Origin of the sequence: Nitrospira sp., from assembly GCA_005116745.1 — a bacterium.
Lineage (GTDB): Bacteria > Nitrospirota > Nitrospiria > Nitrospirales > Nitrospiraceae > Nitrospira_D.
This window is the reverse complement of sequence record SWDS01000009.1, coordinates 57,754-82,421: the sequence shown is the minus strand read 5'-3', so window position 1 is coordinate 82,421 and position 24,668 is coordinate 57,754. Positions and strand designations below refer to the sequence as shown.

Sequence of the window (24,668 nt, the reverse complement as noted above, 5' to 3'; positions counted from 1 at the left end):
CGTCTACGACAGCCCCACTATTTTCCCGCTGGCCGGATCAAGCCTAATCCGCTCACCGATCGGCCTCTTTGGCAACCCCGGCATCAACTGAATCCCTGAACAGACCGCCGTCACAAACCCGGCACCAGCTAGGATCCGCAATTCTTTGATTGGAACCGTAAATCCAGTTGGCCTCCCCTTCGCCGTGGGATCGTGTGAAAGCGACAGCGGTGTTTTCGCCATGCAAACGGGTAAGCCCCCATACCCCAACGCTTCGGCAGTATCTATTTGACGTTCCACCTCCGGCTCGAACGAGACCCCAGCAGCTCCATACATATTTGTGGCAATGGTTTCTATCTTTTTTCTGATTGGCCATGACACATCATAGAGATACCTGAATTGGGCAGGTCTTTCGGATGCCTTGAGGACAGCCGCCGCGAGCTGTTCGGCCCCTTTCCCACCGTTGGCCCAGTGCGTAGAGACCGCCGCATCGACTGCGCCCATCCTCAGTGACTGTTCCCGAACCCAGTCCAGCTCATCCTGAGGATCATTCTTGAAGGCATTGACGGCAACCACAACCGGGACCCCATGCGCCAGGACATTGGCGACATGCTGTTCCAGATTAGCGATCCCCTTCGATAAGGCCTGCTGGTTCGGCCCCGTGAGACTCGAAGGCAACGCAGCGCCAGCCTTGGCGACGCCACCCCCACCATGGAGTTTCAGCGCCCGTAAGGTTGCCACAACAACCGCCACGGTCGGAGTGAACCCTGACGCACGGCACTTGATATTGAAAAACTTCTCCGCTCCAAGATCACTGCCGAAGCCCGCCTCGGTCACGACAAAGTCAGCGCATCGAAGTGCAATGGCATCGGAAATGACCGAGCAGTTCCCATGGGCGATGTTGCCGAACGGTCCCGTGTGCACAAATGCGGGAGTCCCTTCTAGCGTTTGAACCAGATTCGGCTTGAGGGCGTCCTTCAGAAGCACCGCCATCGACCCTACGCATCCAAGCGCCTCGGCCCTGACCGGTGTTCCTGACATTGTGAACCCGACCACTATTCGGCCAAGCCGCTCATGGAGATCGTTGTAATCCTTCGCAAGTGCCAACACCGCCATAACCTCTGAAGCCTCGGTGATGACGAATTGGCCACGACGTCGACCGGTTTCTTCCCCCAATAATACGTCTCGGAGAGCACGATCATTGACGCTCAGCGTCCGAGGCCATGGAGTTCTGGTCGGATCGATTGAGAGAGAGTTTCCATGAAACAGATGATTGTCGAGGAATGCTGAAAGCAGATTGTGGCTGGCGGCTACCGCATGGGCATCTCCCGTCAGGTGAAGGTTTATATCCTCCATGGGCACGACCTGAGCATGCCCCCCACCGGTACCGCCGCCTTTCACTCCAAACACAGGACCGAGCGATGGCTGTCTAAGAGTAAGCGCGGTTCGACGCCCGAGCCGGGTAAGCCCCATGGCAAGACCAATCGATGTCGTCGTCTTTCCCTCTCCCAAGGGGGTTGGGTTTATCGCTGTGACAAGTACATACCGTCCTCGCGGTGCAGCATCGAGGCGATCCAAGATTTGTGGAGATATTTTGGCCTTATCCCGTCCATAGAGAGTTAGCTCTTCGGCGCGAATCCCAAGCTGGGAACCAATTTCTAGGATAGGGCGAGGGGTAACGGATTGAGCAATGTCGAGATCGGTCAAGAGGCTCTCGTCTCGTTATCTAGATCATACGGAGCCGCAGTATAGCATAGGTTCTAATCAAGGGGGCAGACGGGCAGAAGCCAATGGGACCTGGCAGCTAACTGCTGGACTTTCGAGAAGCGGCAGAAACAGGTTGGACTGACTTCGATTATATTGAAACGGTCTGCTATTCCAGAATGTACTTGGTTGGGTCAAGCGCTTGGCCGTTCAATTTCACCATGTAATGCAGGTGAGGACCGGTGGAAAGGCCAGAGCTCCCGACGAGCGCAATGACATCGCCACGCTCGACCCTTTGGCCTTCCTTCACCAAGGCCTTCGCCAGGTGTCCGTAGAGGGTTTCTACTCCGAATCCATGATCGACGCGGACCATGTTCCCGAGCTTAGGATCGTATCCTACGGATGTAATCCGACCTTGGGCCGGAGCACGGACCGGGGTGTTTGGCGCAGCACCGATATCTAATCCATCATGCCAGGCTGGCTTCTCCGTGAAAGGAGAAATTCGCGGGCCAAACCCAGAGGTGACCCACCCCTTGACTGGCCAAATCGAAGGCGTCGAGGCCCAGCGAGACGAGCGCTGCTCAGCTGCTTGTGATAACTCGTCAAGCATACGTTCCTGCACCGTGGCTTGTTTTGAAAGCCATTCCAACCCCTCTTTCACTGATGTAACTGCCAGGAGGGCATCTCGAGAAGGCTCTAGACTAACAGCAGACGAGTGTTCTTGATTACCCTCAGATGTTTGCTTAGAGATACCTGAGGAAACATCCAGTTCGGTTCTACTGGGTATCGAGCCTCCTTCTTCAGAAATTGGCACCTCTTCTCCACCCCTACCGTTGGCCATATCTCCCGTCTTGGGTACTTCTATGCCGAGCATGACCCGAAGCCTTTGATTCACCTCATTCATTGCCCCAAGGCGCTTCTTCAAGTCATCAATAGCCGTGGAGAAGGCTGCCGTCTGCTCTCGTGCGCTCATGGCTTCCGTGCGAAAAGCTGCTAACTCCCATACCTCTCCCGTTCTGATGGCATAGTGAGAAACCACGAGAAGATCAGCAAGAACGACCAACCCCACACAGACCAACAATCTGCGGAGTAGTTTCTTCGAAAAGCTGAAGCGAATAGGCTTTGCCGTGGATCCCCTGAAAACTACAACGGTATAGGCATCGCCGTCTTGAATATTTGTCTGGTTCATAACCTTCGTCTCCCGTGCCTACTTGTACCTGGAAGGCATGTCAAAAATTACCCTACAAGCTACCGATCTAGCCCCCCATTGGTCAACCCAAAAATAGTGCTTCGACGGTCTGGTTTCAACCGCATTATCTAGGAGGTTTCTCGGCGAACCCACTCTAGATATGGTGAAAATCCTTGGCACACAGGAATTGCTATAATTTCCGGCACTTTATACGAATGGATCTTCTGTATTGTTTCCTCAAGGGAGTTGAATTTATCAGAGGTTGTCTTGATCAACACTAGTGTTTCCTGGTCGTTCATCAACTTTCCTTCCCACCAGTACGTTGACCGCACGGTGGGAATCGTAGAAGCGCAAGCAGCCAGGCGAGACTGTACCACCAGGTCGGCAATCTTCATCGCTTCATCTTGGCTTGCTGTTGTGACCATGACAACCACTACCTGGATGGATTCAGTCCCCATAGGATAGCTAGGATACCCAAGCGCCTCTCGACAAGCAACCTGATCATTTCAACGGCGCGACCCGCTCCCCGGTTTAACCCTGAGCAACATCTGTGCCTTTCCAGCAAAGACTCACAATATACATTACATTTATTTACAATGACTTATGACTCCACAGCGACTGAAGATATTGCTCTTGGATGAGGGACTGCATGGCAAACGTGGTATTCAGGCATTTTTTGGGACACCGACGTTCAAAAACCGACTTTCCCCGAGTTTTCCACAGGCTGTCTTTAAGGTGGCTTAGGTTCTAACTCCAAGTGCAACACGACCGGCCCAACTGGGCTAAGGTGTTGCCATGCACACGAGATCCTATCGCCACCTGAGTGCCGACGAACGTGAAACGTTGAGTCTGGGATTGGCCCACGGCCATTCGGTGCGGACGATGGCGAGGGTGTTGGGACGCGCGCCCAGCACCATCAGCCGCGAGTCGGCTCGCAACTCCACGCGCGGCCGACCCTATCGAGCCTGCACCGCACAGACACAGGCGGCTACCCGAGCCCGTCAGCCGCGGCGGTCGCGCAAACTCCTGGACCCGTGGCTGTGGCAGTATGTCCAGACCCAGCTGCTGCAGGGCTGCTCGCCCGAGCAGATTGCCGGGCGGCTCCGCCGCGCGTATCCTGGCGACATGCGCAAGCATCTTTCGACCGAGACGATTTATGCGGGGCTCTATGTGTTGCCGCGCGGAGCGCTGCGCAGCGAGCTGTTGAGTGCCCTGCGTCAGGCGCGCAAGGCGCGCCGCCCTCGAGCGCGAGGGACGGATCGACGCGGCCAGATCCCCAACATGACGCCGATTGACGCACGTCCAGCCGAGGTGGCGACCCGCACGGTGCCCGGCCACTGGGAAGGTGACCTCATCAAGGGGGCCCGTCAGGGCTCGGCTGTCGGCACGCTGGTGGAGCGGACGACGCGCCTGGTCATCCTGGCTCGGATGGAGGGGACGGATGCCACGAGTGCCCGACAGGGCTTCACCAAGAAACTCGGCACGTGCCCGCCGCACTGCGCAACACGCTGACGTACGACCGTGGGAAAGAGATGGCGGAGCACGCGCAGCTGGCCCAGCGACTCGCGATCCAGATCTTCTTTGCCGATCCGTACAGTCCGTGGCAGCGAGGCACCAACGAGAACACGAACGGACTGTTGCGCCAGTACTTGCCCAAGGGCACGGACTTATCGGGCTACACACAGCGTGACCTGAACGCCATCGCCCATCGGCTGAACACGCGCCCGCGAAAATGTCTTAACTTTGCGACGCCCCTGGAAGTTTATGCGGAACTCCGCTCCCATTCACTCGTTGCACTTGGAACTTGAACCCACCCAGTAAATAGTGATGGAACGGGGGTGTCCAGCAAAGTGCGCTCCTGATGAGGCGCAGATCCTACCCCGTCAGACTACCTATGCAAAATCCAGATGCTCGCTGTGTTTCTATTGTTTCTTTTGTGGGGGTAGAAAACAACCAGGAGGTGAGGAATGCGTGGGAGGGGGTATTGAAGTAGAAAACGAGATACTTGGTTCCGCGTCCTCCCAATTAGTCCGGGAGGACGCGAGGTTCCAAGAATACTCGCTTAATTGCCTGCCATTGAATCGTTTTGCAGGGCGCTGAACCTCAAATTCGTTGGGGCTGGAGGCGGGCTCGAGCCTCCTCCACCACCCGACGCTCCTTCGATTTCAGGGGCTGCTCCTATCCGCTGACCAGCATTCGTGTCCCATCCGGCAATCACAAAGTGCGAGACGCCACGCCATCCACTGCAAGACCCTGCTCCCCTTTCTCGGTACATATTGGCGACCATCGGTAGTTGCCGAGGACTTGACATGATTTGTTGGTTAAATGCAGTTGTCCAGTCATCTGGGCCTGAGTCTGTCCCGTAGGTGTCTGCTGCGACAAACTCGTTTCCGCCATTGACTTTGGTCACGCCCGTCGTCGTCACATCTTTCATGTAGAGAATGGTTCGCCAGCCTGGCCCGGATCGATTCGTGGTTACGACCTCCACCCGGAACCAGTGTCCCTTCCAATCATTGTTATTCAACGCGAGTGCGGCACCTGGGGTAGCCCAGCAACAGTCACGAGGGAAGTAGCTACCGCTTGTGGTTCGCCAGTTAGCTCCAGTAAAATTGTACATATGGATATTCCCCACGAAGTTCTCGAAGTGCCAACTTCCGACAGATCCTTGTAGGAATTTGGAATGGCATGCAGGGGTATCGTCTCGAAAATTATAATCAGGGCTATAGTACGTGTAAAACCTTACTGCCATACGCGCATTGTAGGTACTCCCTAGTGCCGACGAGTTAATATCACCGCCAATAAAGAATATTCCATCTGCGCCAGCTCCAGAGGACACAAACCGTGGAATCTTATTACCCAGTCTCGCCAGCGCCGTAGCATCAGTTCGTGCCTGGATGTCTTGCGCGGGCCGTGAGATAGGATGCCCAGCCACTTCATAACCGCACTCTTTTATCGTCGTATCAGTGGGATTCCAAAAAGCCTGATCAATGTTCTTCGTGAAGCTGGTCATGAGGAATGGTTCTGAACACACGCAATTGGAACCCAGCTCATCACAGCGCTGCTCAGCAGCCTCGGTACTAGCTACCCAGACCAGCCCCAGAACTCCCATCGCGAGACAATGGAATGCTAGTCGAGGAATCATTCTTAATCGAAACATTGTGTCCTCCTCGTCGTCAATATTTAGGTCTTTATATATCGCCACGATCGTTCATCGCTCTATCCGTTCCATCCTTCACCATTACCTCTATATATTCGGTGTAAATCATGCATCAGTTGCTGTGGCCGTTCTGCGTAGGCCATGATGTACCAAGCAATTGTCGGACCACGCTAGACCAACAGAAAATCTTAGTGTTTACAAACGCTCTTGACTAGTGTCTAGTGTGCTAGCTGTAGGCACGTCCCTACATGTCGCTTCACTGTGCAATTCGGTCTATTGAGCGAATGGCACTTACTTAAGCTTCTTGGGATGGCCATAGTTCCGGATGTCCTCTCTGGCGATCGCACGGGGTTTGATGAGTAATGGGTAGGGTTTGGGCCGTCGCTTGATGGCTCTGGGTTCAAGACGTCCGGGCCGGTTACCGACCCGTTGTTGAGCGATCAGGCCCCACAGGCCATCCCGCGTCGTGTCGCAGGTAAGACCCTGGCCATGCTGCTCCCAGGCGATCCAGAGCTGCAGGGTGTGTTTGAAACTCAGCTGGCGTGGCCATGAGCCAGAGTGGAGCGCCGCCTGAGCCATGAGCAGCCGAATGAGATTGTAAGCCAGCAGATAGACCCACATCTCCTTGCGAGCCATGGTCGTCGTCTGACAGCTCAATTGCTCCATACCCAAGGTACTCTTGATGTGACGCAAATCCAGTTCGACATGCCATCGGCTTCGAAACAGGGCCTTCAAGGCTGACTTGTGCGTGGTCTTGGGACATAGCAGCGTCGTCACCAGGATTTTCCCACCGGTGCGCAACTCCCGTACCATCAGCGTGCTGGGCGCCTGATCGTAGTCCGTCTGAGTCATCCAGTCTGGTTTATGAATGGGTTTCTGGAGCACGATCAGGTGATCGCGTGGACCTACCCGCTGTCCACACCGAAAGTCGGTCCGGCGCTGGCGGGCCCCGTATTGCTCAAAGACCGCATCAATGCCCAGCGTGCGCAAGGTGCACAGCAGGAAATACGAGGCGTAAAAGGCGTCGCCGACCAGCAGGTCTCCCTGCTCCAATGTATGGAGTATCGACCGGAGGAGAGTCTGTTCATCACCGCCCTTTCCCTGATAGCGTCCAATCGCCGCATTGAGCACGGCGCCACTTTCAAGACACAGCAGGCCCACGACCCGGCACAAGGGGAACCCCAGCCCAGGCTTCTGACTTCGCGGTTGGGGATAGGCCGCCTGATTGGCTGGTGTGTCCGGCAGCACCACGGTCGTGCCATCGACCAGCCGGACTGGACGCCCTCGCCAACGCTCGAGAGCCTGTGTGCTGATCCGTCGCCCGGTCTGTCTCACCAGTGTCGACAGGAGCTCCAGCGGTAACCGTTGTCGCGCCCGACAATAGGCTCCGGTATGCATACTGCAACGCGGAAGGCCTCGGGTTATGCGATTGACGGCCGTGTCGTTGACGACGTTCTGGCACGAGCCATCTGCACTGAGCGCCTGGGCGAGAAACATCGACAGGGTCTGAGTTGGGGGGAATACCCGGCTCCGATGCGGCGGGATCAGTGACTCGATCTCGCTCACCAACTCAGGGCGGGTCAATAGATTGAAGAACGTGGACGCATCACTGTTGTGGGCGTGACAACGAATCTGCTGTTGTTGCTGTGCACAGGGGTTCCGTTTCGGATACATGCCGGCTCACTCCTCGGATGAAAGATCGGTAGGCGTTGAGGCCCCTACCGTATCACCGGAATCAGCCTGTTGTGCGTCACAGCGATGCTGTAGCTGTTAAGTAAGTGCCATTCGTCTATTGAGCCATTATTTTATGGTAATTAGGGCGTTTCGTAACCATGAGGTAAGCTGGAGGCCTGATGGTTGCAGGGCAAAACCGAGTATTTGGGTGCGCGGCCAACTTATTGCGAGGCAAGAAGTGCGTGTTTTGCGGTTCATTTAAGGTCAACCGGACGAGACGCGGCTATGTGAAGTGTCGGAGATGTGGCAAGCAAAAGAGCTGTGCCAAACTGCGGCGTGAAATCACGATCCTCCAAGGGTTCTATCAGCAAGTACCGGCCTACCGGTTGGCACATGACCTGGCTGTCGATGCAAAAGTCATCAGCCGGGTGTACCAGAAACTGCGCGCTGCCAGCTTCCATGTCGCCGAACTGGAGGCGATGGCCAGCAAACTCTCCGGCGAGATTGAGGTGGATGAGGCCTATTTCGGCGGACGGCGCAAAGGCCCGCGCGCGGTCTGGGCGCAGCCGGGAAAAGCGTGGTGTTCGGCCTCTTAGAGCGTGAGGGGCGCGTGTATACCGAGGTCGTGGAGAACGTGTCTGCCGACACCCTTATGACCCACATCCGCGCCAAGACCCGCAAGGGATCCGTCTATTATACTGACGCCTTCAAGGGCTATCAGTCGCTCAAACGGTACGGCAAGCATCACACCGTCAACCATAGCAAGCACCTCGTTGATCGTCGCACGAAGAACCATCTCAACGGGATCGAAGGCTTCTGGTCATTCGGCAAGCATATCCTCTATAATTACCGAGGTGTGTCCCAATATCACTTCCCGATGTATCTGCAGGAAATCGAGTTCCGTTTTAATTATCGCAGGGACAATCTCTTTAAACTGTTCCTGCAGACCTTCTTTGGTTACGTTTCGCCCTAATTACCGAATTCAATTAGTCAGTTTTACTGCATGAAGGTTTCACGAGCTCGGCACTAGGCTGGCTAAGAGATGCCCGTGACCGTGTCCTCCATTACAGCGATACAATCTGGCGAATGGTCTCATCTAATATTCTTCCAATTAATTCATGACCCAACTTGCTTGGGTGCATCGTATCCCAAAACAAAGTTTTCTTATCCTGTCGATTAAATTCTTCATCCAGATCCACCAAGGGCACCTGCAAACGTTCTGCTAATCGACGAATCGAATTATTATAGGCCCCATGTAAACTGAGCAATCGAGGGACGCTATATGCCTCGGGAAAAAACGGGAAGAAAATATTCTGCGCGCGTAAATCATCCAGCGTCATGGACCGGATAAGCGCCGTCGGCCGCGTCATCAATAGTACACGAATGTTCCGCTCACGTAGTACCTCAACCATTGCCGACACATTCTCCTCATACGTCGCAGGCACAAAGGCATCGAACACATGATACTCAGCTTCCTCCCCCGTCACTTGTGGCTTCGATAGCGCAGGCCTCACGTAGAAAAACATTACCTTGCTCAGCCCTTTGTAGATATAGCTATTGTTCAGAACTCGCCCGAGCCACGTGACCTGGCCGGTGCCGGACATATTCTTCGGGCTTTGCTTCATCAGATCATTCCAGCCGATATAGATAGTCACGAGATCGGGCGAATATTTGAGGATATCATCCTTAAGACGTCCCAACGCATACTCAGAGTTATAGCCCTCTATGCCGGCATTGATGACTTCAAACTTCTGAGCCACGGCGTTCAACCGTTTTCCGAGAAATGCAGCATAACTCACATCCCAGTCGCCGCCGAATGTACAAGAGTCACCTAGCGTGAAAATCCGGTAGACCCCCTCCGCCTTCTTGTCCTCAAATTCTGGGCCAATGAAACCTTTGGAGTTAATACGGATCTTCCGCCCGTCGGACAAGGTGGTCTGCAGGCCCGGCACTAACTCAAGACGTCCTGTTGACGCGTTGTAGTGCTCATACGCCGTACGAAAATACCAGGAGTAGACACGCAATCCCCCTTCGGCAAGAAGAAGCAGAATCAATACAGGAAGCAAGGAAAAAGCAACCGCCTTGGGCCAGGTGATCGACCCAGCACCACCTTGACCGCCTATTCGCTGTTTTTCATCAACAGCTGCCCTGTTACTCGCATTACCCAGGACACTCATATGGCTACACGCTCCTTACTCCTGCACACTCAGTGAGAGCCCTTCCCTAGATATTGCCGACTCCACTCTTGAAAGCAAAGAATTCCCCAAAGTCGTATTTCATGATTATGCTGGCCCGATAGATGTTCGTCTACCAACTTCTTGACTTTAGGCCAGTCAAACCAGGGAGATTCCTTGGCCGCTCGACTACCGGTCACATCCAACAACATCGTCTTCAAACTGCCACGCAACCAATAGGCCAGCGGAATAGAGAAGCCTTGCTTCGGCCTGGCGAAGTGTTCAGACGGCAGCAGATCTCTAATGACTTTCCTAAAGAGGACCTTTTTCTGGAACCCCCGTACTTTATACCGGGCGGGCATTTTGGAGAGGCATTCAATCAACTGGTGGTCGACAAACGGTACGCGGACCTCTAGTGAATGGGCCATGCTGATTCGATCACTTAGCGTCAACAGGTCATCCGGCAGATACAAATGAAGATCCGAAGTGAGGGCGACGTCCAACGGTTCCCTCACCGTCAAGCCACGAATAATCTCCTCATACCGGGGGGCTCCGCTGCCGACCTGCTTGATCACATCGGAGTGCAAAATGTCAGACGCATTCGCGAAGGCTGCGATGAAGGAAAAGTAGCGCTGTGCAAGCGGTAATTCTCCTGCCGCCATGAAGCGCTTGACCCGGTCAATCATGGGTGAAGAGCCGTCTCCCGACGCCAGTGATCCAGCCAGCGCCGCCAACGAAGATCGAATCGGGCCGGGAATCCACCGGAACCATTCCCCCATTTGGAGGCCGACATATCGTTCGTAGCCCCCAAACAACTCATCGCCTCCGAGCCCGGATAACGCCACTTTCACATGGCGCACTGTCTCACGGCAGACCAGCCAATTCGGAATAGCAGACGAATCGGCAAACGGCTCGTCGAATGACGCCACGATCGACGGCAACAGAGATCCAACCTCGGCAGCCAAGAGACACTCTTCATGCTTAGTTCGATACTGAGTGGCAATGACTCGCGCTGCGTCTCGCTCATCAAAATCACCGACCTCCGTGGTCAACCCTACCGTAAATGTCCGCACCGGCTCCGCCGAAGCCTTAGCCATCAACGCCACCAAAGACCCGGAATCGAGCCCTCCGCTAAGAAAGGCACCTACCGGGACATCGGCCACCATATGGCTCTCGACGGCATCACGCAGCTGCTCACGGACCTCCTCAATCCACTCGTTTTCTGACTTCGCAAAGTCGGGCTGCGGCTCGACCTGCCAATAGCAATCCACGGAGGCCCGGCCATGCCGATAGAGTAGCCGATGGGCCGGAAGAAGCTTCTGTACCGCATCAAAAATCGACAACCGCCCAGGCACACAGAGATGCGCCACATACTCTGCCACAGCTTGCGAAGAAACCGCGCGAGGCAAGTCCGGAAGAGTCAGCAGTGACTTGAGCTCCGAGGCAAAGGCTAATCCCGTGGGAAGTTCGGCATAATAGAGCGGCTTGATTCCCACCCGATCTCGAGCCAGCATCAAGGTCTGCCGACGGAGATCCCACACAGCAAATCCAAACATGCCGCGGAGCTTCAGGACACAATCAGGGCCATATTCCTCGTACAGATGAACGATCACCTCGGTGTCGCTTGCCGTGGCAAGTCGATGGCCTAGAGCCTCCAATTGCCGCTTCAATTCTTTGTAGTTGTAGATTTCTCCGTTGAGGATGACCCACACCGTGCGATCTTCATTGGGAATCGGCTGTTTGCCACCATCCAGATCAATGATGCTCAGCCGTCGCATGCCGATACCGACAGGACCTTCGACATAGCTCCCGTAATCGTCTGGACCACGATGCACAATTCGGTCACACATACGCTGAACGGTCTCGTAGGAAACCGGATGCGCGGGATCGCTATGAACCATACCGGCTATTCCACACATTGCATCACGTTCCTCTCTAGCAGAATACGGGAAAAGACCGCCAGCGGCGTTCTCGCCTCGTTCAGACGATCACCGTACAGCCCAGAGCACGATTCGACTCTTTGCTCGCTGCGGCCTTGTTGGACGGCCTTGTTGCGCACCCTGCATGGCTATTCAGCGTCGTCTCACACCGCAATCTCTGTGATGACGGCACCGGTCACCATGAGTTTTCCCGCAACCTGCTAGGCTGTCGGTAACGTCGGTGCACTTGGGGAGGCAGCCGCACGACCTGTACGCCCGGCCATGACCTCTCGTGTCATCTGCATGAAACACCGCTCGTAGGAGGCTTCAGAAAATAAAGCCCGCGCCCGCGCCCGCGCCGCCTGTCCCATACGTGCAGCCAACGCTGGATCGGACAAGAGACGATCCAGTTGTCGCGCACAATCGTCGGGATCCTCCTGCCGGACAATAAATCCGGTTCGGCCGTCCTCCACACAGATCCTGGCACCATTGGTATCGGATGCCACTATCGGTTTTCCACAAGACATCGCCTCGATAAACACCCGGCCTAAAGCTTCCGTTCTTGTGACATTCACCAGCGCATAACAATCCTTCAATTGGTCTCTCACTGCTTCCATCCAGCCAGGCTTGAGAAACTCGATCCGTGGATGGTGCCCGGCTAAGGCCTGATACACCGACAACTCAGGCTCAGGGGAATACCCCATAATGCGCAACGATACCAACGGATGTCGGTCGGCGATCAACAGGAACGCCTTGACCAAAATATCAACTCCCTTCAAGTGAAAGGGATGTCCGATAAACAACACATGCGTTCCCTGGGTCGTCGGCGTCGCTTCAAAAAACTCGCAGGCCACGTAGTCGTGAAACTGGTAGACAGGCAAGGCAGGATAGAGCCGGCGCACATAGGCCGCCTGGCTGGAATTGAGCACCTTTGCCGCATCGGCCCACCGCATCGATAAGGAGAACACCATCTTCATGATGGCATTCTTGATAACGCTGGACGACGGGGGATATTCATGGAAGTCCCCATTCATTTGGACAATGAGTCTGGCACCCAGGACCCACTTCAAAAACACCCCCGCCAATCCGCATGCATATGGATCGTATGCAATTACGACATCGACTTCTCCGCGCTTGAGATACCAAATCGGCAACCACCAACGAGCCACCAACCCGTTCCAAAGTCCCTGCCAAGTCGACGCGCCGATCTCTTTCCACCGCAAGAGAAACCGCCCTAACTTCACCACGGGCTGCTGCCGACTACTCAACGTGAAAATATGCCCTGAGACAGACTCTGGAAGCATCGTAAACTGACCGGAAAAGTTAGTCTTGCAGGGATCCCAGACCTGAGGAAAGATGAAAAGAATACGCAACGGACACTCCCGCACCGCCACCGACAATTTCTCCTGCGCATCTCGCTCAGGTCGTTCCCCTGTTCCTGGCATATTCATGCGCTCTGATGCCTCGCTTTGACCTGTTCGATGCACCGCACCAGATCAGCCCCTTCGACCTTCCAGTTGTACCGTTGCTGAATCGCCTGCCGCCCGTTACACCCCATGCGCTCACGAACCTCGACGGGCTGCATCTCTATTAAGCAGCGCGCAAAGTCCTCTGGATCGCGATCGCGGAATACGGCCCCGCAACCAACATCCCGTACAATATCCGCCACAGCTTTGATGTCGGATACCAAGACCGGAATTCCCCACAACATATAATCAAAGAGCTTGTTAGGCATCGTGGTATTCCACGCTTCCGTCCCGTAATGAGGAATAATCCCCACATCCGATTCGGCCATCACTGCCTGTACCTCGCGGAACGGTAATCGGCCGCAGATTGTGACACGGTCGGCCACTCCTTCGGTCGTGAGCAACTCCTCTAGCACTGATCGTGATGGACCTTGCCCAATGATCGTCAAGCGGGCGGGCATACCATGTCGCTTGAGCTGCACCATCCCCCTGATAGCAATATCGACGCCCCGACTGCCATCCAGATTGCCCAAATAGACGACGTGCAAGCCCCGTTGAGGCGCTGGATTCGTCCGGGTGGCTTGCGCGGCATCCCACTGATCAACCCGTGGAGTATTCGTCACAACGGTGAGCCGCTGGGCTGATACTCCAGCGGCCTTCAGCCGGTCGCGAGATTGACCGACGACCACGACGATATGCTCCATGAGCGGAAAGGACAGGCATTCGATCAGCCTAGCCAGACTCGGATGCCGAAGCATCCGCCCCAATGCGCTGGTCGGCGTGTACAATCGCCGATCCTCCAGCATTGCCGGGTAGTTCTCCGCCATATCCAAGACCACCGGAATCCCGAACAGCTTTCCAAGCAGGCCGGCGGGAATGGCCAGTGGCAGATCCCTCACGAGAATTAACTCGATGCGATATCGGCGCATGACCCTGGCGATTTCTCCCCACCAGAACGGATTGCCCGGATGAGGGAAGTTGCAGATCTCGTGGAGCGGACCCAGGAACATTGGAAATGCCGGCAAGCGATGGATCTGAAACTTCCCTGTCGATTCCGTCCGCTGAAGGCGACCTCCATTCCGGCAGACGAGATGCACTTCGTGCCCGGCATCGGCCAGCGAATCCGCCACTTTCTCGACCCGGATGTCCCAGGGATAGTCTGCATCCCAGATCTTGCAAATCCTCATCGCGCAACCCTTCGTGCCTGTTCGAGTCCCTGCCGATACAGCACACCGTAGGCATGACCCATTGCATCAGCCGAAAACCTGCTTTCAATGCGGGCGCGCGCGCGTTTTGCCACCACCCTCGCCTGCGACGGATTGGTCAACACATGGATCAACGTCTTCGCCAGAATATCGGGATGATGGGCAGGAACTAGCCAACCGGATTCCTCATGCATCACAACCTCGGGAATCCCGCCGACGGCCGTCACTACCACCGGTAACTGCGCCGACATCGCTTCCAATAGTGACAGCGGCATCCCTTCGCTTTCCGACGGCATCACAAAGCAGTCCATGATATTCAGCCACCGGCGGGCATCCTCCTGAAAGCCAGGCAAGTGCAAACGGTCGGCCACGCCCAGCGAATCAGCTTCTCGCTCCAGAATGGCCTTTTGATCGCCACGACCAAGAATCACCACATGGATATTCGGGCAGGCAGCCTTCATAAGCGGAAGTGCGCGGACCAGATCGATATGCCGCTTGACCGGATACAAATTCCCAATCGCTCCAGCGACCATTGCATCGACCGGGATGCCGCAATCCGCCCGCAGCACCGCGTCAGGCACGACCGGCGACCATGCGCCTGTATCTATCCCGTTGGGTACCATGGTCACACGAGAAGCGGCTACTCCGGTGGCCCGGCAAAAAAACGACTTCAAATCCTCAGATACCGTAACGACCGATGCCGCCGTCGCTGCCACCCACCGATACAACAGTCGGCGGCGGCGCTTTTCAGGATAATAGTTCTTACCGTGAACGGTCGCGATGAGCGGCACTCCGGTCAGCCGCGAGACCACCGCACCGAGCACATTCATGTAAAACTCGTGGGCATGGATCACCTGAATCGACGAGATGCGAACAACCTTTACCAGATGGCGGATACGTCCGAAGTCTCCCCACGCTCCCCCCTGAATCCGCACATGTGCAAGCCCTCTCTCTTGTACCTGGGTCTCCAACCAGCCCGGCTTCAGGAGGCCGACCGTTGAATGGAATGACGCGTCGAGGTGGCGTGTCATCCCCAACAACATGCGTTCAGCCCCGCCCGGCCCGCCGGTCTCGATCAGATGCAGCACCTGCATGACCTCGCTTGCGCTTCGCATCATGTTGAAATCCAAAGATACCGAGATCCTTGCCTTATCTCCCACACTCCATACACACAGTCACAGGTAGCTTATGAGAAGGATCGACTGCTGTACATCAGAATGATGAAATCTACTTAGGTCGACTCGACTGGACGAGTCGCTGGCTGGGGCGCGCTGATCACCTTCAGCGCAACGACGAGCCCAGTCAGCAACCAGAATGGCGGATAGCCGAATGCGGAAAGAAAGATTCCCGACACGAGAAACCCCAAGATCCCGCCACGCAACCCATGGGCATACAGCGTCAGACGGCTTTGCTCAATGGACCCAATCCTGGCAGGTTCCTCTACCGGTACAGATTGAGACTGGTGCAACCTAACAGCTGAATCGACGGAGAGAGCCTTCACAGGGGCCAATCGATCGAAAGATCCTATCCATTTATGATCTGAAGTGAGCGGCTGCTTCGCTGTAATCATTCCGCCGAGATCGCGAACGTTGTACCAGAGAATGGCGAGAAAAAGGCCAAACCCTGCTCCTCCAATCTCCGCAAGCGTAGCAAAATATACAGAATGGCATTCCTGACCATCGAGCGACCTGCCCAATCGTTCAAATTGATCCGGCGTCTGATAGTTACCGACTTCCCATTGGAAATTACCTGCTCCCACTCCAAAAATGGGATTAGCCTTAAACATCTCACGCGCTGTTTGCCAATATTCCCTCCTGAGAGCCCCTGTTCCTTTCCGAGGATCTTCATTGCCTGCCTCCGTTCCAATCGAAGCAATCTCATCCCAGTATTTCTCCGGAGCGAGCGGAATCAGAATCAGCACCATGACAAACCCCAGGGCCAAAGTCTTGGACTTATTCGGGGTCAGGAAAAAACAGTAGCCCAGCGCCGCAACCAAACCAAGAAATCCCCCCCGCGACATGGTCGCGGCAACCCCAAGAACCATGATACCAACCGCGAGGCCGTATAAGATCCGTTGCAGTACAGTCTTCGCGAGAAACATGGAGAGGAATACCAGGGGAATGAAACTATTCAGCGCGAGCGACGTATCATTTTCATCCCCTACGTGGCCGCCTGGTCCACGACCACCATGCGTGATGGCATATAGCCCCAAATACACCATCACTACAGTAATCCCCCCTATGAAAACAGAGAAGCGCCGCTCAGTATTCACGACATGGACCAAGGGGATCACAATACAAATGAGGAGCACCCCCAGGTTTCTGAACCACATGAAGACATTGTAATTATTCTCAGCAAACGGCCCCATCACTGCAATCACTGCTTCCAACGCGAAGAAGCAATAGAATTGAGGTGCCCATATTTTCTTTGGTTGCGAAAGCCAGACAAACACCAACGCAATGGAAATCACGAGCGGAATGCCCATGGGGTTAGGCGGCCGCATATACTCCATCCCCAGGTAGACGAGATACATCACCATGGGAAAACTGAAGGTCACGGCATCCGATGCCTGAGGGGCCATCCACTTCTGTACTACTTTTTTTGAAACTCCCGCTGTTTCGCTCATATCGCGTTGTTGTTCCACTCGTAACCTAGGCTACTCTTTCCACACAGGCTCCGCTCCGCTATCGACCTGACAGCGAATCCAACAACTGGTCGCATGATCGCTTGATCTGTTCAAAGCAGTGCTCGAATCGCTCATCGGACTTCCCGAATGGATCGCTGATTTCGTAGAATACCCGATCAAAGTATCCTAGCATTACTACCTTCGAGGCCCCTACTGCATACTGTTTCAACAGCATATCCCGATGTCCAAGATCCATCACGAGAATGAGATCGGATGCGGCTCCCAAAGCCGGCGTAAACATCGTGGTTCGGTGACTATCCAATGACAACCCATGCCGGCTTCCCACCTTCTGCGCAGATGGATTCGCAGGATGTCCAGGACTTGTATCCAGCCCGACCGATCGAATGTCGAGGGAAAGTCCACGCTGGAGACATTGCACTTTTAAATAGGCCTCGACAAGCGGACTGCGACACACATTGCCAGTACAGGCCACAAGAATGGATCGCACTGCCTCCGGTCTGGGACGTGCGACAAATTCCCTCCCTGCTGCCAGTCGATCCGGTAGCCTCTCCAGCCATTCAAGCGCCATCGAGCCAGCGTGAAACGGCAGTGCCATGGTCCTCCACAGTCGATCGCTAAACGGCAGCAACGCACGGATATAGCGCCCCCACTCGTATCTCGCAGGATTCAGATCCACCCAGCGCTCGACTTCCCAATACTGATCTCGTCCACCCGGGGACAGAAAGTCGATCACACAGCGCCACCGGCTTGGGCTATTGACCGGCATATTCAATTGAGCATCGGAACGGGTAAGACGAAGCAAGAGATGGTCCAGATCACCCAGGAACCACCGTGAACGAGTCCCCACACGATAGCCGGTTGGTAAACTCTGCCTCGGATGGTCCATCGCGAGTTGATACAGCAAAAATGGAAAATTGATCCCCGCGTCAACGGCTAATTGCAATGACCCCCACCAGCGCCCGTTCACCTCCATAAGTACGGGCCGATCCCTCTCTCCATCCATCTTGAATTCCACCATCGCCACCCCATGCCAGTCCACAGCTTCCAACAGACGCAATGCGTCATCAGCCAGAGGCTTGGGGACTGCCATACTTTCTCTCAATACGCTGACTCCCCCGGAGGGCGGCTTTTCACGAAGTCTCCGATGTGCAAAGATCGCAATAGGGGCGCCCCGATCCATCAATGCAAATACGCCCTGCCCTTCACCGTGCACCCGACGCTGGATCATAGATGGTTCAGCCAGATAGGTGATGTCCCGATACAACCGCTGCAACTCTTCCCGTGTCCTGGCGTGATGGACAGCAGTCTTGATCCAAACGCCCCCGACATGGATCATTGAACATGCCGGCTTGACTACCACAGGATAGGCAGACACTTGCCCCAGCAACGCATCCGTCAATCCGCCGGCAGGAACGAATACCGTGTCGGGAATCGGCACCTGCAGCTGGGTCGCCAACTGCATCAGCGTATATTTATCCGACAACCGCTTGTAGGATGTCATAGACGGGATCGGCAACTTCACCGCCGGCTCAAACTGGGCCCGAGCTGCCCCAACCAGCGTCGTCGCTAGATCAGTGATTGGAAATATCATGCCGATATTCTTACCGCGCACAACATTCAGAAGACTAGCGACATAGCCGTCTGGATTCGTCACGGGCGATGGCGAGACAAATGACTCAGTACAATAGCAAGAGACTCCGGCCAGCGAGGGGATCTGCATCGCTCCCACCACCACCTCGATTCCCTGCTGGCCGAGTGAGCGCGTCACGGCCAGGGCGGCCCGCTCATCTCCGTCTGTGACCAACACCTTCATCGTTGCATCCGCTCACACCTTCCGCACGGCCATCCCAGACTCGAGATCTTCAGCTCGCCGCACAGGCCCCGATAGTTTCGATGAGTTCAGCAGCGTGTCTATCGCGCAACTGTCTATACAGTGCCAGGTAGGATGCTGCCATCTTCTCACTGCAAAACTCCGACTCGACTCGTTTCCGCGCACACCTCCCCATAGAATGGTAGGCATCACGATCATGCATCACCCTCTGGCAGGCCTCGGCAAATGCGGCGGCAGTTCTCGCCGTCACCAAGACTCCCTCTTCCTGATCCCGAACAATTTCAGGAATCCCCCCGACGGTAGGAGCGACAACCGGCGTTCCGCAAGCCATTGCCTCTAGAAGACTCAGCGGGATGCCTTCATGCCTCGATGTGTTCAGATACAAATCGAGTGAGCGGTAAAATTCAGTCGGGTCAGGGCACGGATCGGCAAACGAGACAACCGCATCAAGCCCTTCCCGTCTGACAAGAGCCTGTAACTCGTCTTTCTGCGGTCCCTCCCCCAGCAGCACCAGCTGGACATCTTCTCCTGCCTGGACTAACACCTTTCCTGTGGCAATAAACAGCGGGAAGTCTTTCACCGGCACAAACCGTCCAACACTTCCGATTCGAAACGGTGCACCAGGCCGCCTCGCCGCTGGATCCAAGGGAGGCAGATCGATCCCGTTATGAATCACGGAGACCTGCGCGGCGCACAACCTTTTTGCCCCCACCAGCATCCGGCGAATATTCTCCGACACCGCCACAACCGAATGGAACGCCTGGCGTAACAACCTATCGTCGACCTGTTCAACAACATAGCGGCGCAACCGTGCCAGACTCCATCCGTCGCCGGCTTCGGAAAGCCCGTGCAGTGTGGTCACGAGAGACTTGGCACCAAGCCGCCTGCGAATGCAGCAGGTGAGGAGATTTTCCTTATTCCGATGCGCATGGATGATGTCGATCCCTCGCCCCTGGAAGGCCGTTCCCGCCTGCCTGACTAAGTTGAAAAACGTCTGATCGGATTCCGACACTACGAGGGTTTCAATGCCTGATGCGCGAAGAGCGGCTGTAAGTTCCCCCTCATTCAGCGACAGCGCAAGCACTTCGAGATCCGACTGCTTGGACAATTGCCGCAACAATGTCCATATCATCCGCTCTGCACCGGCCCAGAGATCACCTGAAAACACATGCAAAACTCGCAACCGCCCAGAGTCCAAGCCTATCCGTTGCGCTGTATGATTAGCCCCGGCCACGGTGGTTGAATCCCGCAAGATGAAAAGCAAAGAGACTATCGGTACAAGTCACATCGTGATGAATATTGATACGTTTCAGTCCAAATCGATTCACGGGCTTGGCTGATTCATAGCCGAACTGGGTCGTCGTCGCGGCGCGATATCCCGCCGCTTGCACACAACGTTCCACTCTGTCGGACCAGTCACCGTTCGGATAACAGAAGACCGGAACCGCTCGAACGGATTGCCGGGACAACGCTTCCCAGGACTCGACGGCTTCCTGCCTGATCTCTTCGTTGGACAGCGCGGGCAGAAGACGATGCGAGACGGAGTGTGAGCCAAATGAGATGCCTGCTGCTGACATATCTCGCACTTCATTCCACGTCACGACCTGGCGATCAGTCGGCCACCCCTCCCCCAACAGACCAACCCAACTCTCCGTGAATGCTGTGACCCACTCCTGCGATTGCACTTTTCCGAATTCAATCAGCGCATCGATATCATCTTGGCCCTCCGGAACACCTTCGACCCCAATCCCTCCCATTCGCTGTTTCAGCTCGCTCTGCAGGCGAGCACGCTCGACATACGGGCGTCGCAAAGTCTGCCGGGCTAGCCAAGAAATCTTTTCCGGCCAAAACCAGTCTGACGTACCGATAAACCCCGTGGGCAAGAACACTGTGGCAGGGATACGAACAGTTGACAGAATGGGAAATGCGTAGATGTAGTTATCTAACCATCCGTCATCGAACGTCACGACACAATAACGCGTGCCGGCATCCCATGGTCCCTCATCCCATAACGTCAGTAATTCGGCAAGGGACAGCACGGTGAAATGTTTGGCAAGATAATTCATATGAGCGGCAAACACCTCTCGCGTGACATACATACCTGGCTGAATCGACTGCGTGGCGATTTCACGATCCGTGACCACTCGGTGATACGTCAAAATAACGACCTTGCCCTTCAGGTGACTCAGAAATCCAGGCGTATGGGCATACAGTGAAGCCACCATGCGTCGGGTTGAGGCTTTGATCTGATTTATCGCTTGGACGGTTCCCATACCACCAGCCGCTCCCCGGACCAATACCGCAGCCACGCCTTGAGAATTGATGCATTTACGAGCAGGAAGAATGCCGGCAAACGGATAACGGACCATTGTTGAAGCGGACGAATGAGGAGCCCGCACAACGCCGCTCCATAGAAAAGCACATGCACGTAAAACATCCCCTCATAGAACGCGTTAGTGGAAGCTAAGATCACATTGGCAACGAAGGCCGTCAGCATCCCGAACGGCACCAACCATCGGCATAGCTTATGGCTGACGAGCTGCCAAGCAAACGTCGCATGCGCAAAGGGGTTTACCAAACTCAAGCTTTTCATAAACACAGAAATGCCGCGCAAAACCGTCCGCACCTTCCGATCAAACTCTTTTCGTTCATCCGCAATATTCCTGTAGTATCCGATGCTATCAGGGTCGGCCACACCGCGCAGGCCCATGCGCATGCTGTTCAACACGGTATTGAAATCACTTTGTAGATCTTCTGACCAAGCCTGTTTACATACCGCGCTTCTTGCGGCAAAGAATGATCCGCTGAGACCAACAAGCGAATTGACGCGAGACTCAAGCGAGCGAAGAAACATTTCATACTTCACATACGCGCCTTCCCCGCTGGGAGAGCCATTCTGATCAATAAAGCGGTCCACACTGCTAACGCAGCCCACCGACGCATCGTGAAAGTTTCTGACGATATTTCTGACCGCTTCTTCGGGCAGGATCGTAGCGACGTCCGAGAACACCAGAATCTCTCCTGCCGCTTCATAGACAGCCAATTTCTGTGCTGCTTCTTTGCCTTTTCGCTGTGGAGCGCGCACCAATCGAACCCCCCGAGGTCCGTACGACTGGACAATCGCATCCGTCCTATCAGATGAACAGTCCGATGCGACCAGGATTTCAAGCTTTTCTTTTGGATAGGCCAACTTGAGCGTGTTATCCAGTTTCTCCGTGATCCGATTATCCTCGTTGTAGGCCGTAATAACGAACGAGACGGAGAAGGGATCTTCACCTTTCTTGACCGGCCGACTCCGGATCATCGACAATACACGCAATATCAGCGGATAACCCACATAGGCATAACCCATCAATCCAATGGACAACCAGAACACAATTTCCATGGTCCGCATCATACTTTCATTTTCGAAGCCGGCGCCGAATCAGCGGGCAAGGCCGATGGATTTCCAGCGAATCGGTCCTTAGCATCAACTACCCCTTGAAGAGCACCCGTAATATTCAAGATATCTTGATGCGTCACGTAGTGATGCACCGGACACGTCACCATTCGATCAGCCAGGACCTGCGCCCCTGGAAATCGGCTGGTCCCACAGGTCGATCGCAAAGCCGGGATTTCAGATATCGGCGACGGATAGAGACCGCTCACTCCCAGGCCCAAGGCAGCACTCACCTGGCATACCTTCACTTTCATTTTGGCTGAAGGAAAGATCACGGGGACGCGAAGATAGGGAGTTGCCTCACGACACGTTGGTCCAAGCCTTCCGAGCGAAGTCTGCAGGGCAGCACACATGTCTTGGCTATGGCGCACCCGCTCGACATTGGACTGTTCTAACCGCGACTGCCACGACGCGAGAAGACTCGCTCGCATGCCATCCAGACGGCACAACGAAAAATCCGGCTCAAACTTCGTTTCACCCAGTCCAAGAAATGGCAGCCCAGCTGGCAGCCAATAGAGAGAAGGTCGAATGAGAATAGCCGTTGCCACCGTTTCAATAAACGCCTGTACCTGACTGATCCAGGATGTCTCTGGAATCTGTTTGCATTGCTGCGCCAGCGCTGAGCCTAACGAGTCCGAATTAGTGAGAATCACCCCGCCCGATCCTGCTGTCACATTTTTCCCACGCCCTAAGCTGAAAAACCCGACATCGGCCTGGGTGCCCAGCCAACGGTTTTCCTGTGCCCCACCCATGGCTTGAGCCGCATCTTCCACCACCGGGATCTCGAAGCGGCAGGCAATCCCCTTAGTTCGAAGAATGTCTGCCGCATGACCGAGCAAATGCGGACTCACGATGCAGAGGATGTCACCGCTCACCAGCGCCTCAAGATCAGAAAACCGGTAGTCCAGTGTCTCAGGATCAACATCACAAGGCACCACATCACATCCAGCCCGAAGAATTGCCGACGGTACAGAGAAACAGGTATAGGCGGGCACGATCACCTTTCGTCGAGGCGAAGCTGCAGCCAACACCTGGAGGATCGTTGTCAGCGCAGCTTTCCCTGACGACAGCGCAAACACATACTTCACCCCGAAGTAGCGAGCAAACTCCCTTTCCCGGCGCGCCCGCGCACCCCTTCCCTGAAATAGCCCCCACCCTCCTCGCATCAAATCGATCCATGAGACTGGCGCGGCAGTGGGAGTCAGATATCGCTGGATCTTCATGGAAGATACGGGGTAATCCAGGGTCCGATGGTGGTTGTCACAGGCACAGGAAGTTGTTGCCAGACTCGAATAGCCAACGCGTACTTGGGATTCTGCGGATTCAGTTCAGGCAGCGGGCCGCCATCGCGCAGCCAATAATACCAATGCAGCTGAACCGGCTTGGCTCCCCACTGTTCTTTAAAACGATACGTCCCGCTGTCCTTGGTGGAACGACCGAAGTCAAAGACTCGATAACCCTGTTCGCAGGCGTATCGGAGCACCGATCCGTACAGCATCATATTCGGTGCTATGCGTGCATACCGACGGTCGGATGAGGCCCACGGGATCTCCAACGTCTGCCGAAACCCATAAACCAGCCCGGCAGCCACCGTATCGGCTCCCAGTCGAACCGCACAAATCTTCGCGTCCTTGGGAAAAGTCCGGAGAATATCTGCAAAGAAATATTTCCCGTACACCGGTGTCCCGAGATCTCGCATATTTCTGGCAAACACCGCATAGAAATCATCCAGCAGATCCAACCCACCCATCTGCACCGTCATGCCCTCTTTTTCTCCACGCCGAACCTGGCTCCGCAATTTTGGAGGAAACGCCTTCATCAGCTCATCAAAGTGCGAGGGTAAGTCGAGTCGCATGGAGACTTTGTGATCTTTGCAGAGCCACGGCAATTTCACTCCATCCGCATGTCGTAGTTCAATATGTGTCGCTCCCAATTCCTTGGCCGCGACAACTGCCGCCTCCACTAATGCGCTTCTGGATTGCTCTCCGTCCGCCAATACGCCACCATAGTTAAAATACGGCACCGATACCAGAAATTGGCCAAACAGGGGACTTTTTAAAAATACCAGCGGCAGAACCCCTCTGATCTCCCCCCGATCGTCCTGCGCCATGAGATACACGGTGCAATGCCCAAACGTACGTTCAATGACCTGGCGCCACGCCATTAAATGATAACCAGCCCCCTCCGAATGATCGCACACATACCGATCCCATGCCCCATGCGTCTCAGTTTGCTGAATGCGAGATATCGTCAACTCCATATTCTCCGCTCCATCTTGTCCGAA

19 protein-coding genes and 1 pseudogene are annotated in these 24,668 nt (G+C 55.1%); 3 read left to right on the top strand and 17 right to left on the bottom strand.

Annotated features, from left to right (window positions below):
* Positions 1-3 precede the first annotated feature (3 nt).
* The 3 genes from E8D52_13555 to E8D52_13545 form a co-directional block, all read right to left on the bottom strand.
* Positions 4-1,686, bottom strand: a complete 1,683-nt coding sequence (locus E8D52_13555) for a formate--tetrahydrofolate ligase (GenBank protein TKB66715.1) — start codon at positions 1,684-1,686, stop codon at positions 4-6.
* A 166-nt stretch (positions 1,687-1,852) separates the two neighbouring features.
* The gene (locus E8D52_13550) at positions 1,853-2,872 is read right to left on the bottom strand and encodes a M23 family metallopeptidase (GenBank protein ID TKB66714.1); all 1,020 of its coding nucleotides are present in this window, start codon (positions 2,870-2,872) and stop codon (positions 1,853-1,855) included.
* Between the two features lie 128 nt (positions 2,873-3,000).
* Positions 3,001-3,330: a divalent-cation tolerance protein CutA gene (locus E8D52_13545; GenBank protein TKB66713.1), complete on the bottom strand. Its 330-nt coding sequence runs from the start codon at positions 3,328-3,330 to the stop codon at positions 3,001-3,003.
* Positions 3,331-3,667: 337 nt separating this feature from the next.
* On the opposite strand from E8D52_13545, the pseudogene E8D52_13540 reads away from it, so the two are divergent.
* Positions 3,668-4,680: pseudogene (locus E8D52_13540) on the top strand (IS30 family transposase).
* Between the two features lie 254 nt (positions 4,681-4,934).
* On the opposite strand, the gene E8D52_13535 reads toward E8D52_13540, so the two are convergent.
* Together E8D52_13535 and E8D52_13530 are read right to left on the bottom strand one after the other, a co-directional pair.
* On the bottom strand, positions 4,935-6,029 hold the full coding sequence (locus tag E8D52_13535; protein ID TKB66712.1) for a hypothetical protein: 1,095 nt from the start codon (positions 6,027-6,029) through the stop codon (positions 4,935-4,937).
* A gap of 291 nt (positions 6,030-6,320) precedes the next feature.
* Positions 6,321-7,703: an IS4 family transposase gene (locus E8D52_13530; GenBank protein ID TKB66711.1), complete on the bottom strand. Its 1,383-nt coding sequence runs from the start codon at positions 7,701-7,703 to the stop codon at positions 6,321-6,323.
* 179 nt (positions 7,704-7,882) lie between these two features.
* Here E8D52_13530 and E8D52_13525 point away from each other — a divergent pair, with 179 nt between their 5' ends.
* Both E8D52_13525 and E8D52_13520 read left to right on the top strand, forming a co-directional pair.
* The gene (locus tag E8D52_13525) at positions 7,883-8,299 is read left to right on the top strand and encodes a transposase (GenBank protein ID TKB66710.1); all 417 of its coding nucleotides are present in this window, start codon (positions 7,883-7,885) and stop codon (positions 8,297-8,299) included.
* On the top strand, positions 8,260-8,676 hold the full coding sequence (locus E8D52_13520) for an IS1595 family transposase (GenBank protein TKB66709.1): 417 nt from the start codon (positions 8,260-8,262) through the stop codon (positions 8,674-8,676). The genes E8D52_13525 and E8D52_13520 overlap by 40 nt, the downstream gene beginning before the upstream one ends.
* 91 nt (positions 8,677-8,767) lie before the next feature.
* Here the strand turns inward: E8D52_13520 and E8D52_13515 are convergent, their stop codons facing one another.
* The 12 genes from E8D52_13515 to E8D52_13460 form a co-directional block, all read right to left on the bottom strand.
* The gene (locus E8D52_13515) at positions 8,768-9,880 is read right to left on the bottom strand and encodes an SGNH/GDSL hydrolase family protein (protein TKB66708.1); all 1,113 of its coding nucleotides are present in this window, start codon (positions 9,878-9,880) and stop codon (positions 8,768-8,770) included.
* A 29-nt stretch (positions 9,881-9,909) separates the two neighbouring features.
* Entirely contained in the window at positions 9,910-11,796 is a 1,887-nt protein-coding gene (asnB, locus tag E8D52_13510; protein ID TKB66707.1) for an asparagine synthase (glutamine-hydrolyzing), read from the bottom strand.
* 221 nt (positions 11,797-12,017) lie between these two features.
* A complete protein-coding gene (locus E8D52_13505) occupies positions 12,018-13,247 on the bottom strand; it encodes a glycosyltransferase family 4 protein (GenBank protein ID TKB66706.1) in 1,230 nt (409 codons plus the stop codon).
* Positions 13,244-14,449 carry a glycosyltransferase family 4 protein gene (locus tag E8D52_13500; GenBank protein TKB66705.1) on the bottom strand — a complete coding sequence of 402 codons (1,206 nt, stop codon included), beginning with the start codon at positions 14,447-14,449 and terminating at the stop codon, positions 13,244-13,246. Before E8D52_13500 ends, E8D52_13505 begins: the two co-directional genes overlap by 4 nt.
* Positions 14,446-15,585: a glycosyltransferase gene (locus tag E8D52_13495; protein ID TKB66704.1), complete on the bottom strand. Its 1,140-nt coding sequence runs from the start codon at positions 15,583-15,585 to the stop codon at positions 14,446-14,448. The genes E8D52_13500 and E8D52_13495 overlap by 4 nt, the downstream gene beginning before the upstream one ends.
* Positions 15,586-15,698: 113 nt before the next feature.
* Entirely contained in the window at positions 15,699-17,111 is a 1,413-nt protein-coding gene (locus tag E8D52_13490; GenBank protein ID TKB66703.1) for a hypothetical protein, read from the bottom strand.
* A gap of 40 nt (positions 17,112-17,151) precedes the next feature.
* Entirely contained in the window at positions 17,152-18,927 is a 1,776-nt protein-coding gene (locus tag E8D52_13485) for a hypothetical protein (GenBank protein ID TKB66702.1), read from the bottom strand.
* Positions 18,928-18,976: 49 nt separating this feature from the next.
* Complete coding sequence (locus tag E8D52_13480; GenBank protein ID TKB66701.1) at positions 18,977-20,179, bottom strand: glycosyltransferase family 4 protein; 1,203 nt, start codon at positions 20,177-20,179, stop codon at positions 18,977-18,979.
* Positions 20,166-21,344 (bottom strand): hypothetical protein, encoded by a 1,179-nt coding sequence (locus E8D52_13475; protein TKB66700.1) that lies wholly within the window; start codon positions 21,342-21,344, stop codon positions 20,166-20,168. The genes E8D52_13480 and E8D52_13475 overlap by 14 nt, the downstream gene beginning before the upstream one ends.
* A complete protein-coding gene (locus E8D52_13470; protein TKB66947.1) occupies positions 21,197-22,339 on the bottom strand; it encodes a glycosyltransferase family 2 protein in 1,143 nt (380 codons plus the stop codon). Before E8D52_13470 ends, E8D52_13475 begins: the two co-directional genes overlap by 148 nt.
* Positions 22,339-23,607 carry an aminotransferase DegT gene (locus tag E8D52_13465; protein ID TKB66699.1) on the bottom strand — a complete coding sequence of 423 codons (1,269 nt, stop codon included), beginning with the start codon at positions 23,605-23,607 and terminating at the stop codon, positions 22,339-22,341. Before E8D52_13465 ends, E8D52_13470 begins: the two co-directional genes overlap by 1 nt.
* Positions 23,604-24,644, bottom strand: a complete 1,041-nt coding sequence (locus tag E8D52_13460) for a FemAB family PEP-CTERM system-associated protein (GenBank protein TKB66698.1) — start codon at positions 24,642-24,644, stop codon at positions 23,604-23,606. Before E8D52_13460 ends, E8D52_13465 begins: the two co-directional genes overlap by 4 nt.
* Positions 24,645-24,668: the final 24 nt, after the last annotated feature.